This window comes from Tritonibacter horizontis, from assembly GCF_001518015.1.
In the GTDB taxonomy this organism is placed as follows: Bacteria; Pseudomonadota; Alphaproteobacteria; order Rhodobacterales; family Rhodobacteraceae; genus Epibacterium; species Epibacterium horizontis.
This window is the reverse complement of sequence record NZ_LPUY01000025.1, coordinates 32,601-46,505: the sequence shown is the minus strand read 5'-3', so window position 1 is coordinate 46,505 and position 13,905 is coordinate 32,601. Positions and strand designations below refer to the sequence as shown.

Sequence of the window (13,905 nt, the reverse complement as noted above, 5' to 3'; positions counted from 1 at the left end):
TGTATTGCCCTTTTTTGCCAGATTATCACACGGCATGCCTTCCCCTATCTTATGCAAACACATGAAGATGGAGATATGCGATGCTAGTCGATGGAAAATGGGATGCAGAATGGCAACCGGTACAGGCCGCTGATGCCAAGGGACGGTTTGTCCGGCAGGATTCGGTTTTCCGGGGCTGGATCACTCCCGATGGCACGCCAGGGCCCGAAGGGCAAAACGCGCTTCCTGCAGCTGCTGGCCGGTATCATCTGATTGTAGCCTACATTTGCCCTTGGGCCTCGCGCACTTTGATGGCTCGCGCTCTGAAAGGTCTGGAAGAGGTGATTTCAATTTCGGTCGTTGATCCTCGCCTTTCGGATCAGGGCTGGAAGTTCGGGGATTTTCCTGGTTCAAACCCAAATGACGAGTTGATCGGTACAACACATATGCATGGGTTTTATACCCATAGTGACCCCCATGTGTCTGGCCGGGCGACAGTTCCCGTGCTCTGGGACAAACATTCAAACCGTATCGTCAACAATGAAAGTGCGGACATCCTGAGGATCTTGAACTCGGGATTCTCCAAGTTTTCAAGTACCGGTGTTGATCTATACCCCGAGGCCATGCGGGCTGATATCGATGCACTGAATATCCAGCTTTATGATAACTTGAACAATGGTGTTTACAAAGCGGGATTTGCCAGCACTCAATTTGCCTATGAAGAAGCAAACGATCAGATTTTTGCAATGCTGGACAAGCTGGAAGACCTTTTGTCAGACGGGCGGCGGTTTTTGTTGGGTGACGCTATCACCGAATCTGATCTTCGGGCCTATGTTACCCTGATCCGTTTTGATGCGGCTTATGTGGGCTTGTTCAAAACCAATCGTCGTCGCATTGCCGACTACCCGAACTTACAGCGGTTTCTCAAGACCACGCTGGACATTCCCGGCATTCGTGACACCGTCCGGATAGATCACATCAAGGCGGGATACTATTCGATCAAATCGCTGAACCCAAGCGGCATTGTCCCAGCAGGGCCGGACCTGTCAGAGCTGGGGTTTTAACTATGCAGCCCGCCTTTTTTCTGCCCCACGGCGCACCGGATCTTGCCCTGTCTGACATTCCTGCAGCTCAGTTCTTGGGCGGCATTCTCGCCAACCGGCCCGCTCCCAAGGGCATTGTGATCATCTCGGCACATTGGGAATCCTCTGGTTTGCAGATAACCACAGCCAATCACTTGGAGACCATCCATGACTTTGGTGGGTTTGGGTCAGCGCTTCACGCATTGCGCTACCCCGCAAAGAGTGACCCCTGGCTTGCAAAAACAACAAAGAACGCGCTCAACGTAGACGGTATCATGGTAACAGACAACGAAAACCGCGGACTTGATCACGGGGCCTGGATCCCTTTGATGCTGATGCTCCCCAAGGCAGAGGTTCCCATTGTGCAGCTGTCCCTGCCCAGACAGAGCAGTCCGCAGAGCCTGTTTGAGATTGGGCGCGCCCTAGCAAAGCTGGCGGCGCTGGACATCATGGTCATCGGTTCGGGTGCAACCGTGCATAATCTGCGCCATATCGCACGTGAGGGAACCTCTGCGCCAGATTGGGCCACGGCCTTTGATGACTGGCTTGAAACCGTTCTTGTTGAACGAAACTGGCCGGAGCTATTCCAGTTTCAAACTCTAGACATCGGGCGGGCGTCCCACCCCACAACCGAGCATTTTCTGCCTCTGATCGTGATCGCTGGGATATGCGATGTGCAGCCAGAAAGCAGGATGTCCAATCTGCATAGATCCTACAGCTATGGATCCATCGGGATGGCCGCGTGGGAGGTCCAATATGCAGTTTGAGATTGCGAAGGCTCTGGGTGAAGCAGCATTGTCACAGGCAGATCAGCACCAATTGCCTCCTCTGGCTATCGTCATTCTTGACGCAGGCGGGCTGATCAAATTCGCCGCAACTCAGGACGGGGCAGGGTCGCTACGCCATCCGATTGCTCTTGCCAAGGCCAATGCAGCAATTGGCATGGGTATGAGCACACGGCAGCTGTACGCTCTGTTTGAACAAGGTGTCCTGCCTGATCGGTTCGCAACGTCGATTTCCACGGTTAGCACCCAAGGTTTTGCACCCCAGCCCGGTGGCGAGCTGACCCGAAAGGCCGGTGTCACACTTGGGTCGATTGGGATTTCAGGGGCGTCATCTGATCAGGATGAAGCTGTTGCAATTGAGTCGCTACGCAACTTAGGCCTGGCTAGCTAAGAAAATGGCCGAATGCATCGCACTATTCTCCCACGCTGGTTAGCTGGGGCGCAATGTTCACACGCAAAGGCCCTTGGATGACGTCCATAATCCCACAAGGGCGTTCCGTCTGGAAAGACCCACAATGATCTTCGATAAACCTGAAACGGAAACACTGATTGGACGGACCTCTTCATCCGTCCCCGCCGCTATCAATTGTACGCAACTTCATACCGCCACGCCCGCTCCAACGCTTTCAGCCTTTGTGCAGATTACACCGCGAAATTGGTAGTATGATCCTGCCTATGCCAAGCTTCGCAAGCTGATGTCAACAACTTGACAATACCCTCCTAACACCAGTCTGGCCATGCCGCAGAGAACGGTGGTAGCGAGCCAAATTTGTATACTGCTGCACTGTACATGAATGGCGACTTTGATCGGGTATGGATCAAAGTCTATGACCTGTAACCGATCAAGTTTCCCGGTCTAATTGATTGATTTCCGATACTCGCCCGGCGACAAGTTGGTGTGTTTCTTGAAAAACTTGTTGAACGATTGTGAGTGCTGGAAACCCAGCTCATATCCGATTTCACTGACGGACTTGGTTGTCAGAGACAGGCTAAGTTTGGCCTTCCTTACAACCATTCGCTGGATGTAATCGCGCGCAGATAAACCGGTGAGCGAAGTGAGCAAACCATTTTGGTAGCTTGGCGAGACCGACAGGTATTTCGCCAATTGACCCACAGCTGGAAAACCTTCTGAATATGCTTTGCCGCTGTCGAAATAGTCTTCCAGAAAGGCATCCAACTTCGACAATACATCGGCATTGCTTTTCCTACGGGTCAAAAATTGTCGGTTGTAGAAGCGGTTGACGTGACTAAGCAGCAGGTCGAGCTGGGAAATCATGACATCCTGACTAAAGGCGTCGATCCGATCAGAATACTCCTCATGGAGTTGCTGCATAAGGGTCAGCAGCAATTGTTCCTCACTATCAGATAAGTGCAGTGCTTCATCCACCTCATATGAAAAGAAACCATACTTACCGATTTTTTCCGATAGCGGGTACCCGGACAAAAAGTCGGGATGAAAAACAAGCATCCAGCCGGTTATGTCGTCGGCAGGATGAGCCTGCATCGCCATCACCTGATGCGGTTTGACGAGGGCAAGAACGCCCTCGTCAAAATCGTAGCTGCGGTGCCCGTAGTGCACCTTGTTCCGAAGTCCGCGTTTCAGTGAAACTGTGTAGAAACCATATGAAAATCGAACCAGTTCCTCATATTCGCTAAAGTCCAGATCATCCAACCTGATCAGGCTGACAAGCGGATGCAGCGGCTTTGCCAATTCCAGATTGCGGTGCAACTCCGAGATTGTAGCTACATGCTGGATTTCGGTGTGATTTGTCATACCGCTCTACACTATCATTTTTTGCATTTCTTAGTTCAATGCTTCGTCGAAGATGGAGATCGGGGTGATCTCCACATATGAGAACAAGGCATAGCCGTCACGTTTCGGAGCAAAGCTGGCTCCGTCGATGCCTGCGTTGACCAAGATGCCAGCCTGAACGGTGTCAGGAAGATTCATCCCGTTGGGGCGGAAGTGACCATTGCCAAACTCGCTCACGACCTCGTTGATCCCGTTGCCGAAAACTTCCATCCCTTGTTGCGGTTTTTGTTCATGCCACTCGCCATCGGTGAAATAGTAGCTGCGAAGCTCATCTCCGATACGGGCGATGCGCAGTTTCATCGGCTCCGTTTTCTCTTCGGGCAAGAGGTACAGTGTTGAAAGCGAGTGGAAACCTATATCGTAGGTGGGGTTTTCTTCCTTGGGGATGTCCATTGGCCGCGTGACCTTCAGTTCGCGCCCGTAGAAGCGGTCCTGAAAACCGATGTTGAACATGAGCCAGTTTTCATTGCCTTGGGTACCGCCCGGCGCACGGACAAGCAGACCGGCGGAAGAGAAATTGCCTTCCGGCAGCCCCGCTTCACCATCTTTGCGATGCATAGAGACTTCGGTTTCGATCATGAAGTCGCCGGTCACATCCTTGTAAAGAAGTGGTCCTTGGCTATCAGAAAACCACCCGATACCTTCGCCATCACCGACGACCTTGAGCCGTCCATCTTCAATGGTCAGGTCTTCGTGTTTCGACGGATCGTTGTCTTCAAGTGATGCAATGATATTGCTGGCATCGTAGCGCACCGCGCCGGTTTCATCGGCAAACGCGAGTGTGGTGGTCATGAGAATTCCTCCGGCAGCGATAATGGTTGATAGGTTGTTCATAAGCCTGGCCCTTTCGTTTGAGCTGTTACTGGTGAAGAACCTATTTCCCTGCCGCTACTGTCGTCTTTAGCAGAGATGTAGCCGAATTCTGTAAGATGTAGTCGAGGGGGTCTCCAGGGTATTGTCAAGTTGTTGACATCAGCTTGCGAAGCTTGGCATAGGCAGGATCATGCTACCAATTCCGCGGTGTAGACTGCCCAGAGGCTGAAAGCATTGGAGCGGGCGTGGCGGTATGAAGTTGCGTTCAGTTGATAGCGGCGGGGACGGAAGAGCAAGTTGATCTGGTCATGTGCGGCCAAAAACCTCTGTGCCTGCTGGTGGGATTTGAATTTGCCGAAGATCTTCTCTCGCTTACGTGCCGGCCGGTGCGACCCTTCGATCGCATTGTTCAGGCCCTTGCGCGCGCGATGGTCAGTGGTCGGTGCCAGGAGAGTGGGCAAAACTAGGGGGTTATGCTGCTGCCCTTTGGTAAGCGCCTGTTAGACGACCGTAGAGTACGGCGGCACGGACAACGGCCACCGGTGGGCTCCCCTTGGTGACCATCTCATGCGGCGGCGCTTTCCCATGCGGGTATTGCCGATGTCGTCCACGCATCCCTCTGCCCGGGACGAATAGATCGGAAGACCCCTGCTGCGGTACCGCTGACCATAATCGATCAGATTGTCCATGTTACTCGCAATGTATGAATAAAGGTCGCGGCACCGGGCCTGAACCCGGCGGGCTGCTTCAGTCGCCACGCGGTCATCTGTGGCCAGCCGCGCGCAGTCGACCATCAACCATTGCAGACTGGTTGTCGCCGTAAGTGCTTTTCCATGCCACAGGTACCATCGCAGCGTCTCGGCCGGACGTTTGAACAGCACTGGAATGCCAGAGAAGCCCCTGATCTGCAGCAGGCCCTTTACGGCGTTCTCGACGTGCTGAATGCGCATCGAGATATGCCACCAGTCGAGGATGTGGCGAACCCTTCCACCGACGGCATCACGCACGAGTTTTGGCAGGGCGGGTTCCCCGTCCGATATCACCGTGACGGTTTGTCTGTGATCCCAACCGAGAGCGCACAAGTCCTGGCGAAGCTGGCTGGCAGGTGACAACACCGCCTGTTGAACAAGGCCGAAGCGGCGGCACTTGTTGTGGCCTACGATCTTGCCCACTACAACATCAAGGTGTCGCTTCAGGTATTCCGGCTTGCACCGGATTTGCGCGCCGTCCAGGAAAACCGTCAACGCAGAGGCATCTTCGAGGGCTGCCGCACCCAAAGGCTCAGTCTGCTGGATGTCGTCGATGTCCTTGGCCACTTTGCCGAGACGTTTCCGGACCGATGTATTCACCTGTTTCGCACAAGGCAGGAAGGTTTTCGGCATACGCGCTGCTTCTCGGAAGGAATGACGCGCCCCAAATTCGGCCTGAAGGTGTCGCAGTTCCGGGGTCGATCTATCCGAAAAAAAGTGAGCGAGAGGCGAAAGCGGTCCGCCCAACACAACATCGGATTTTGTATTGCAGACGCAGCGGCGAATGCGCGGCGCCTTGACCTGGAACCTGCCGAAGAACGTTTCGAGTACCCGCGACCGATAATCATGTATGGCCCGGACCCCGTCGCAGTCGGGACAAATTCTGCTGGCTTCGAAAATTTCCTCGATTTGGTCGAGCAGGATCACATTCTGCAATTGCCCCAAGATCGACTTCGCATCTTCGAGCAACAATCCGAACCCCTCAGGCTGCGTGCGTCGAAACGGGCGGGACAAACGACCGAGACGATGCCTCTTTGTGGTTCCGTTCTCAAAGATCGTCTCAACAATAATCCGCACTTCCATGGCAGTCCCCCTCTCAATGAACCACCATCATACACAGCCCCCCAAGTTTCGCCCACTCCCCCAAGCAATCGCGTGGTACCCTAACTCTATGAATTTCGAGATCGACCCCGAGCTTATTGGTGCCGTCTCGGCGGCTTTCTGCACTGAATTTTTGATGCAATTGAGAAAAAACCGGTCACACATTCACCTTCAGAATTGTCTAACTCTGTAGACGAACGAATTGAGAGTGAGCATGGAACGGAACATTCATGAGACTGTGAAGCTTGCGCAAGGCGGTGATAAAGCGGCTTTGAGCGAAGTTGTGTCACATATTCAGGACACTATTTTCAGGCTGTCCATTCGGATGCTGGCCGATTTCGCGGCTGCCGAAGATGCCACGCAGGAAATTCTGGTTCTGGTAATCACCAAACTCAGTCAGTTTCGGGAGGACAGTCGCTTTTCAACCTGGGTGTACCGAATTGCGGTCAACTATCTGTTGACCGCGAAGAAAATTCGGGCACGGGAATTCGGACTGACTTTCGATGAGTTTGGCGAAGATCTGGAAAATAGTTTGCAGGATCACAAGGCAACTGATCCGACTGACCCAATCATGTACAACGAGTTGCGAGTCGCTTGCACGATGGCAATGTTGCTCTGTCTCGATATCAACCACCGCATTGCATATGTGCTTGGCAGGGTGTTTGAGCTGGACCAATCCGAAGCGATCAAAATTCTGGATCTACCAGCCGCGACCTATCGCAAGCGGCTTTCGCGTGCATCTGCGAAAGTAGAGGCATTTACGGCACAAAAATGTGGCGTCGTGGCGCCGAAAACAGCCGCTTGTAGCTGCCCTCGCAGGCTACCAAGTGCTCTGGAGATGGGACGGGTGGGGCCTGAGGCCAAACTGATCCGTAACGGAACATCCGGCCCAAGCTACGACGACGTCATTCAAGAAGTGGCGCGGGTCGAAGACGGGCTACAAGGGCTTTGCGCCCAAAGACTTGTTCCAGACTTCAAGAACCCAAGAAATTTCACAGAGAAGCTTGAGCAGATTTTAACCATCCAGGCGGGCAATCCAGCTGCCCCTGATGATATCCCCACGCCGCCCTAAACTCACGGAACATGCGGTATCCACCGGTCGATTGACCAAATCCCACCACTGAAAGGACTAAACATGCAATTTCGGCTACCCCGAAGTCAGTTTTTAGCGTTCGCGCTGTGTGCCTGCACCGCAGGCACAGCATTTTCATCCCCCGCACTTGCAGAAGAAAGAGCCCCTATGAATAAAGAACAAGCCGCCGTCCTGAACGTCATTGAGACGATGACATCCTCGTTTGCCAAGGCCGATATCGACGGCGTCATGGACACCTATGAACCCGATGCAATGATCATGTTCGAGCCCGGCGTTGGCCTAAGTGATGAAGCCGCTATCCGGCAGGGATTTACCGAGTTTGCATCAATGAACCCTAGCTTCACCTATGGGGAACATCAGGTCATTGTTGCAGGAGATATTGGTGTTCACATCAGCCCTTGGCAAATGAAAGGGACAACACCTGATGGGGCCGCTATGGAAATCGGAGGGCTGTCAGTTGCCGTTCTACGCAAGCAGCCTGATGGCAAGTGGCTTATGGTGATCGACAACCCATATGGCGGCCAGCATCTCTCGAACTGACTGGCTTGAGCATCGTGTGGCGGTACAAAACGCAATGTTCGCCACACTTTAAACGCCTTTGATAACGAACGCGTGAAAACAAATTTCGATTTCTTGAGAGTGATCATGGAACTTAGCTGCTAACAAATATCTGACTACTACCAATGTTTCAGCCTTCGTTAGCAGGAGAGATAGGAAAGCAATGGCATCCCTAGACTTCATATATCCCGATGCCGTGATTCCGGAAAACGTGGGGAAACACCCGGCTTCGTCACAGGCCGGCGGCGGCTACGTTTGGGATGAGGTCCTGGAATACCGGGTTTGGTGCTATCCTCGGAACGGCGCGGCAGATATCGAGGACGGCTGCGACTACTACTATGCCTTTGTGACATTTCTTGAGGCAAAGGCCTTTGCTGAGGCAACAAACGGTGCAAACGACCCTTTGGCACTTATACTGCAACAAGAATACATCGAAGAGCTCCGCGAAGGGGAGTACAGGCACATCAAAGAGAAACGCGTTACAGAGTGGCCCGTCGCTTTTCTGCGCAGACCAAAGCGCACCCCGAACACTATACCCGACTTTCTTGCGGTAGATGCGCCAGTCAACCGGTTGGCAATCTTAAGAGGTGAATGATGGTTTCCAACCCTTACAACCTATCGGCCTGAAGGGTACAAGATGACTTCTTCTGAGCGTGTATTTGAATATACCTGTGTCTGCTGCGATATTCCGTGCAAAGGGACCCCAGCTTTCGGATATGATATGCCGATCGAAGTCATGGACATCCCAGAAGACGAACGTCTCGAACGGGTTTGGCTAGACGCCGATATCTGCGCGATCGATGATCGCCAATTCTTCGTGAAAGGGTTACTCGACATTCCGGTTCAAGGCGTCAAAGAGCCGTTGAGCTGGGGCCTGTGGGTCACCCAAACGGAGGAAGAACTGAATGCATATGAGGATACCCGTGGGTCCGATCGAACCGGTGTTGTGACCCGAGGCCAGATAACGGTGACAATGCCCGGATATCACTGTTTGGACCAGAGCGGGAAGAACCATCGGCTGAGTTGCGAGCTGATCGGCCAGCCTTGTGGCCTCCGCCCGATCATTAACCTGCACCCTTCAAAACACATTCTCTATCGCGACCACAAGTTTGGTATCAGCTGGGATAGGGCCATCGAACTTGTCGCAAGAGTACCGCATCATTAACCAGTATAGCGTTGCAGCGTTTCAAGCCTGAACTGGCCAACACCATAGGTGTTTCGAACTGAAATTGACCGAGCGAGTAGGACATATGGAACTCTCAGAACTAGTCGCCGAAGCGCACAATCACTTTGCTGCACAATTTTCAGGTTTTGTGCCTTTGAGTATCGCTGAACGGATCGACATCTAAGTGCTTTGACCAATGGCAGTGCCGTTTTTCGTTTCATAGCAGTCGTACTCGCTGATCCGTCAAATGGCTGCGCTCAGCCCAACGTTTCTCTGATCTGCGACGCAGCCAATGTCAGCATAGACGATTGTCCTGCTGAATGACTGAATCGAATATTTCGAATACCTGCTTAGCCAGAGGCGTGCCTATAATGTCTTCGCGGCTCATAGCAGAACCAACAAGTTCGCTAGATGCGATTGGGCGGTCGTTTGCATTAATCACTGAAATTCCGGGGACGCCTTCAGTCTCAAAGTGAACTAGGGAAATTGCACATTGAGCTCCCCCCCGAAATTCGGACACTGACATAAGCTACGATTTGCAGTCTGCTGATCTTCGACGAGAAGGAGATCAGAGATGTCGAAACGCAAACAGCACGCGCCCGAGTTCAAGGCGAAAGTCGCGCTGGAAGCCCTGAAGGGCGAGGAGACGGCCGCCGAGCTGGCAAGCCGGTTCGGTGTGCATCCGACGATGATCCACCAATGGAAGCGAGCCCTGCTCGAAGGCGCGTCCGGCGTGTTCGAGCGCGGGAGCAGCAAGAAGGCTACAATTGATGAAGAGCAGGTGAAGGAGCTCCACGCCAAGATCGGGGAGCTGGCAGTGGCCAACTCTTTTTTGGAACGAAAGCTGAAGCCTTGGGGCGGGAAGTGAGGCGCGGCATGATCGAGCCTGACCACCCGGATCTGTCCATTGGCCAGCAGTGCAAGCTGCTGTCGATCGCGCGTTCATCCTATTACTATGAACCGAAGGGCGAAACCGAGCAGAACCTCGGCCTGATGCGGCGGATTGATGAGCAGTTCCTGGAGACGCCGTTCTTCGGCGTTCGACAGATGACCTGGCACCTGCGCAACGACGGCCACCTGGTGAACGAGAAGCGGATACGGCGGCTGATGCGCCTGATGGGGCTCATGCCGATTTACCAAAAGCCCAACACAAGCAGGCCGACGAAGGGACACAAGACCTATCCCTACCTGTTACGAGGTCTGCGGGTGGATCGCCCGAACCGGGTCTGGTGCTCGGACATCACTTATCTGCCGATGCGCCGCGGGTTCCTCTACCTCGTGGCGATCATGGACTGGCACACCCGAAAGGTTCTGTCCTGGCGGATCTCGAACACCCTGGAGGCCGACTTCTGCGTCGAAGCGTTGAACGAGGCCATCCACAAGTTCGGCCCGCCCGAGATCATGAATACCGACCAAGGATCTCAGTTCACATCCTTCGTCTGGACCGATCGGTTGCGGCGATCCGGCGTGCGCATCTCGATGGATGGAAAAGGTCGGTTCCTCGACAACATCTTCATCGAGAGGCTATGGCGCACCCTGAAATACGAGTGCGTTTACCTACATGCCTGGGAGACCGGTTCTGAAACAAAGGCGGCCATCCGGAAATGGATGACCTTCTACAACCACCAGCGCCCGCACTCAGCCCTCGGCGGCAAGCCACCGGCGCTGGTATACTGGCAGAGAAATGATATCAACCAACCCGATCAGCAGGTGCAACGAGTAGCTTAAATTACGCCAGATCCTGTCCAAGAGATGGGGAGTAGCTCACATCGATCATTCTTGGTAGCTCCATCGCCCCAAGCGCCGTAGATCAAATCAAAATTTGCGGGATGGTCTTCAAGGGACTTACCTACTGTCCAATGAAGGAAGTAACTTGCGACCGTAGCTCCATCGGTTTCATGGACGTAGCCCCAAACAGATCGAGATTGACTACCGCAGCAGTCGCAAAAGTCTTCGCTCTCTTCTGTTGGTTCGACTTCAAACATCATTTTGGCTTTCGTGACCTAAATTCGAGCTGAGCATAAAGCGGACAAAAAATCCATAAATGGCAACGGCAAAAAAGTTCGCTCCCTACCAGTTCATGCAGCGCGCAGCGAAGGTAGGGAATGCTCTATGATACGATACCGCCCCAGCCGGAGCAGCCCCCACTGACTTCGGAACAGCCGCGGCGGCAGTGTTGTTGGAATTGCTGCGCCTGTTAACAGAAAGCTCCGCCAGCTTAGTGCATGTCTCAGCACACCACTAGATGGGTTTCGGGCCTAGGGGCGTCGGAACATGTCCAAATTCTCCCGATAGAAAGCTTCCAAAGATTGCGCTGGCACACCCGTTACGTCCTCAACGGTTGTATTGACCCCGCCAAACATGCCTTTGGCGTAATCCTTGGCCACTTCTGTCAGATGTTGCGCGAGAAAGTCGATTTCAGTCAGTTGTCCGATCAAATCTGCATCGGAGGCGTCGGGGTGCATCGTTTGGATCTGTTGTTTGATCGGAACGCAGAAATCAGTGGCGGATATCTGCTGAAAACTAAGATCCCTTCCGAGGACCTTCCCCAATTCAGTAACCATCTCTTCAGGTGCCATTTCTTTGCGCCCTACAAGCGTATAGGTTTTGCCACTGTGCAGATCCGGTGACGCAAGTAGTGCGGCAATAACACGACCTTGGTCCGCGCCCGTGATCGGTGCGTGAAATCCTCCGCCAAACGGCAAGTAGATCGTATCTCCGCGAGCAAGCATTGGGGCCGTTCGTGTCATCCATTCAGCAAAAAACGTGGGACGCAAATGTGTGACGGCAATACCAGAACGATCCAGAACTCGCTCTGCCAACCAATGCGCAAGTGCAGCTTGGCTGGTTGCATCTTGGCGCGCTGAAATCTGCGACATGTTTACGATGTATTGAACGCCTGCGGCTTGCGCCGCTTCCGCAAATTTCTCTGCGGCGGAAACCAGGCCAGGTCTAATGGGATAAACGAAGTAGGCTCTGTCAACGTCGGACAATGCTGCGCCAACATCTGCAGAATTTGATATGTCACCGGTGCAAATCTCAACACCCATCTGTTCTAGAGCTTTGGCGCGATCGTCCTTGCGGCGGACAAGAGCTCGAACATGGAGGTCTCCCCTGATCAAGTGTTTCAGTGCATGCCCGCCCGTTACGCCGGTTGCGCCAGTAATTAGAACATTCTTCTTGGTCATTGCTTCCGTATCCTTGTCTTTTTGAATTAAGCTCCAGGCGCCAGTCAGTTGGAGGAGATCCAATCCTTTAAGAGCTGGTTAAGCCGTTCGGGTTGGTCATGCTGGGCAAAGTGACCCGCGTCCGGCCAGACTGAGATTGTCAGTGGAGCAGAAACATAATTCCATGTGTTACTTAGGCCGGAAACCAACAAGAACGGGTCCTGCTGCCCAAAAGCAATCAGTGTGGGTACGGTGATTTGGGGCGGTTCCGTGTTAAAGGCTTTGTAGGGCCGTTGCGGGTATAGGGTACGATAATAGTTTAGCATCGCATCCAAATTGGATCTATCCATCGCCGCGTTGTGCCGTTCCAGATACAAGGGATCGGAAACCCATGCGCTAATTTGATCACGTGCGATCCCCGAGAGTGCGTTTGGGCCACGGAAGAAATCAACATATTGACTGGCTGCCTCTTGCGCGGGGTTGGTTGCAAGAGCATCCGCCATCGCCCATGGGTGTGGAATGTTTACGATCCCCGCGCGCGATATCAAATCGGGCCGCTGCATTGCAACATTCCACGCAACGAAACCACCCCAGTCATGACCAACCAAAGTAACAGGGCCATTTCCGATGTCCTTCACGACGGCCTCAACATCGGTGATCAGTTTTTCAATCAAGTAGTCCTCTGGATCTATCGGTTGGTCGCTTAGATTAAAGCCACGCATATCCATTGCGACGACGTGGTGATCTTTGGAAAGAGCCTCCATCTGACGCCACCACGTTAACCAATGGTCGGGAAAACCATGCAGAAAGAGAACTGTGTCTCCTTCACCCTTTTCGGCATAGTGAATCCGAACACCCGAGGTCGACACGGAATGGTGTGTGACACTGTCTTCAAAAGTGCTCAATGCGTCTGCGTGACTTTGTTGGCCCATCACCAGAACCGTGGTGGCAGCCACCAATCCCCACACGGTTGATTGCAGCCGCGCCAAAGGGGCGAGCGCTATCGCACTCGGGTCTAGTCGCCATTTCTTATAGATGGGCGTGGTTTCAGCGGTCATCGCGTCGGACATTTTCGTTGGCATCTGGACAACTCCTGTTGGTGAATATTCTACATTTAGATTATAGTTATAATCTATTCAAGTATTTTGATAAACCAACCGTTCCCCGCACAATGGCGTGTACGGCTTAACGGGTCTGGGACATGCCCATGAAGCGGGTCGAAGATCGATGGCATCGCATACGAAGATGCAGATGCACCACCTAGTCAGCACTAAACCCGTCCGAAATTAAGAGTCTATTGTGGGTTTGTCTTCGCTGTTGCCTCGCCATGACGCACCGAGCGACCGGTTTTGGAAGGAGTAGTCATATGCTCCGGGGAAAAGGGGCCGCATCATCACTGTTTCTTAACTAGCCAACGCACTCCACCCGAACCAAAAAGCGAAATGGTATGCGCATCTCCTGGAGGTGCGGACCGACGCAGCCTCAAGACCATTTCATCCAGAACTGACTCTGAACCTGTGTTGGGACCTTTGCACTGATCCTACAGACCAGGGGAAGAAAATTATGCCAAATCCGATCACACAGCTAACTCATTACGTCG

General features: G+C 53.2%; 12 protein-coding genes and 2 pseudogenes. 8 read left to right on the top strand and 6 right to left on the bottom strand.

Features of this window, described 5'->3' with window-relative positions:
• Nucleotides 1-80: 80 nt before the first annotated feature.
• Genes TRIHO_RS04735 through TRIHO_RS04725 form a run of 3 tightly spaced genes read left to right on the top strand, consistent with a single transcriptional unit; the run spans nucleotide 81 to nucleotide 2,237 of the window.
• Nucleotides 81-1,043 (top strand): glutathione S-transferase family protein, encoded by a 963-nt coding sequence (locus TRIHO_RS04735; RefSeq protein ID WP_068240832.1) that lies wholly within the window; start codon nucleotides 81-83, stop codon nucleotides 1,041-1,043.
• A gap of 2 nt (nucleotides 1,044-1,045) precedes the next feature.
• A complete protein-coding gene (locus TRIHO_RS04730; RefSeq protein WP_068240830.1) occupies nucleotides 1,046-1,828 on the top strand; it encodes a dioxygenase family protein in 783 nt (260 codons plus the stop codon).
• Nucleotides 1,818-2,237 (top strand): GlcG/HbpS family heme-binding protein, encoded by a 420-nt coding sequence (locus tag TRIHO_RS04725; RefSeq protein WP_068240828.1) that lies wholly within the window; start codon nucleotides 1,818-1,820, stop codon nucleotides 2,235-2,237. The genes TRIHO_RS04730 and TRIHO_RS04725 overlap by 11 nt, the downstream gene beginning before the upstream one ends.
• Before the next feature lie 465 nt (nucleotides 2,238-2,702).
• Here the strand turns inward: TRIHO_RS04725 and TRIHO_RS04720 are convergent, their stop codons facing one another.
• The 4 genes and pseudogenes from TRIHO_RS04720 to TRIHO_RS04705 all read right to left on the bottom strand — a co-directional run bounded on the left by TRIHO_RS04720 (nucleotide 2,703) and on the right by TRIHO_RS04705 (nucleotide 6,304).
• A complete protein-coding gene (locus tag TRIHO_RS04720; protein WP_068240826.1) occupies nucleotides 2,703-3,620 on the bottom strand; it encodes a helix-turn-helix domain-containing protein in 918 nt (305 codons plus the stop codon).
• Between the two features lie 30 nt (nucleotides 3,621-3,650).
• Nucleotides 3,651-4,451 carry a DUF1349 domain-containing protein gene (locus TRIHO_RS04715; protein WP_068240825.1) on the bottom strand — a complete coding sequence of 267 codons (801 nt, stop codon included), beginning with the start codon at nucleotides 4,449-4,451 and terminating at the stop codon, nucleotides 3,651-3,653.
• 209 nt (nucleotides 4,452-4,660) lie between these two features.
• Nucleotides 4,661-4,921, bottom strand: a pseudogene (locus tag TRIHO_RS04710) (DDE-type integrase/transposase/recombinase); the annotation flags it as partial.
• A 22-nt stretch (nucleotides 4,922-4,943) separates the two neighbouring features.
• Nucleotides 4,944-6,304 (bottom strand): annotated as a pseudogene (locus tag TRIHO_RS04705) (ISKra4 family transposase).
• 232 nt (nucleotides 6,305-6,536) lie between these two features.
• Between TRIHO_RS04705 and TRIHO_RS04700 the strand changes: the two are divergent.
• The 5 genes from TRIHO_RS04700 (at nucleotide 6,537) to TRIHO_RS04675 (ending at nucleotide 10,866) form a co-directional block, all read left to right on the top strand.
• Nucleotides 6,537-7,394 carry an RNA polymerase sigma factor gene (locus TRIHO_RS04700; RefSeq protein WP_068240824.1) on the top strand — a complete coding sequence of 286 codons (858 nt, stop codon included), beginning with the start codon at nucleotides 6,537-6,539 and terminating at the stop codon, nucleotides 7,392-7,394.
• Between the two features lie 168 nt (nucleotides 7,395-7,562).
• Nucleotides 7,563-7,955 carry a YybH family protein gene (locus TRIHO_RS04695; protein WP_068240822.1) on the top strand — a complete coding sequence of 131 codons (393 nt, stop codon included), beginning with the start codon at nucleotides 7,563-7,565 and terminating at the stop codon, nucleotides 7,953-7,955.
• 181 nt (nucleotides 7,956-8,136) lie between these two features.
• A complete protein-coding gene (locus TRIHO_RS04690; protein WP_068240820.1) occupies nucleotides 8,137-8,568 on the top strand; it encodes a GCN5 family acetyltransferase in 432 nt (143 codons plus the stop codon).
• A gap of 42 nt (nucleotides 8,569-8,610) precedes the next feature.
• Nucleotides 8,611-9,138: a DUF2199 domain-containing protein gene (locus TRIHO_RS04685; RefSeq protein WP_082705023.1), complete on the top strand. Its 528-nt coding sequence runs from the start codon at nucleotides 8,611-8,613 to the stop codon at nucleotides 9,136-9,138.
• Nucleotides 9,139-9,712: 574 nt separating this feature from the next.
• A protein-coding gene (locus TRIHO_RS04675; RefSeq protein ID WP_232367716.1) for an IS3 family transposase occupies nucleotides 9,713-10,866 on the top strand; the annotation gives its coding sequence in 2 pieces (ribosomal slippage) (nucleotides 9,713-9,965 and nucleotides 9,965-10,866; 1,155 coding nt in all).
• 530 nt (nucleotides 10,867-11,396) lie between these two features.
• Here the strand turns inward: TRIHO_RS04675 and TRIHO_RS04670 are convergent.
• The gene (locus TRIHO_RS04670) at nucleotides 11,397-12,326 is read right to left on the bottom strand and encodes an NmrA family NAD(P)-binding protein (RefSeq protein WP_068240815.1); all 930 of its coding nucleotides are present in this window, start codon (nucleotides 12,324-12,326) and stop codon (nucleotides 11,397-11,399) included.
• Between the two features lie 44 nt (nucleotides 12,327-12,370).
• Nucleotides 12,371-13,387: an alpha/beta fold hydrolase gene (locus TRIHO_RS04665; RefSeq protein WP_082705022.1), complete on the bottom strand. Its 1,017-nt coding sequence runs from the start codon at nucleotides 13,385-13,387 to the stop codon at nucleotides 12,371-12,373.
• Between the last annotated feature and the right edge of the window lie 518 nt (nucleotides 13,388-13,905).

Coding starts and splice junctions, on each gene's coding strand:
- TRIHO_RS04735 (WP_068240832.1), top strand. CDS start 81: ATGCTAGTCGATGGAAAATGGGATGCAGAATGGCAACCGGTACAGGCC.
- TRIHO_RS04730 (WP_068240830.1), top strand. CDS start 1,046: ATGCAGCCCGCCTTTTTTCTGCCCCACGGCGCACCGGATCTTGCCCTG.
- TRIHO_RS04690 (WP_068240820.1), top strand. CDS start 8,137: ATGGCATCCCTAGACTTCATATATCCCGATGCCGTGATTCCGGAAAAC.
- TRIHO_RS04665 (WP_082705022.1), bottom strand. CDS start 13,387: ATGCCAACGAAAATGTCCGACGCGATGACCGCTGAAACCACGCCCATC.
- TRIHO_RS04720 (WP_068240826.1), bottom strand. CDS start 3,620: ATGACAAATCACACCGAAATCCAGCATGTAGCTACAATCTCGGAGTTG.
- TRIHO_RS04695 (WP_068240822.1), top strand. CDS start 7,563: ATGAATAAAGAACAAGCCGCCGTCCTGAACGTCATTGAGACGATGACA.
- TRIHO_RS04700 (WP_068240824.1), top strand. CDS start 6,537: ATGGAACGGAACATTCATGAGACTGTGAAGCTTGCGCAAGGCGGTGAT.
- TRIHO_RS04670 (WP_068240815.1), bottom strand. CDS start 12,326: ATGACCAAGAAGAATGTTCTAATTACTGGCGCAACCGGCGTAACGGGC.
- TRIHO_RS04725 (WP_068240828.1), top strand. CDS start 1,818: ATGCAGTTTGAGATTGCGAAGGCTCTGGGTGAAGCAGCATTGTCACAG.
- TRIHO_RS04685 (WP_082705023.1), top strand. CDS start 8,611: ATGACTTCTTCTGAGCGTGTATTTGAATATACCTGTGTCTGCTGCGAT.
- TRIHO_RS04715 (WP_068240825.1), bottom strand. CDS start 4,451: ATGACCACCACACTCGCGTTTGCCGATGAAACCGGCGCGGTGCGCTAC.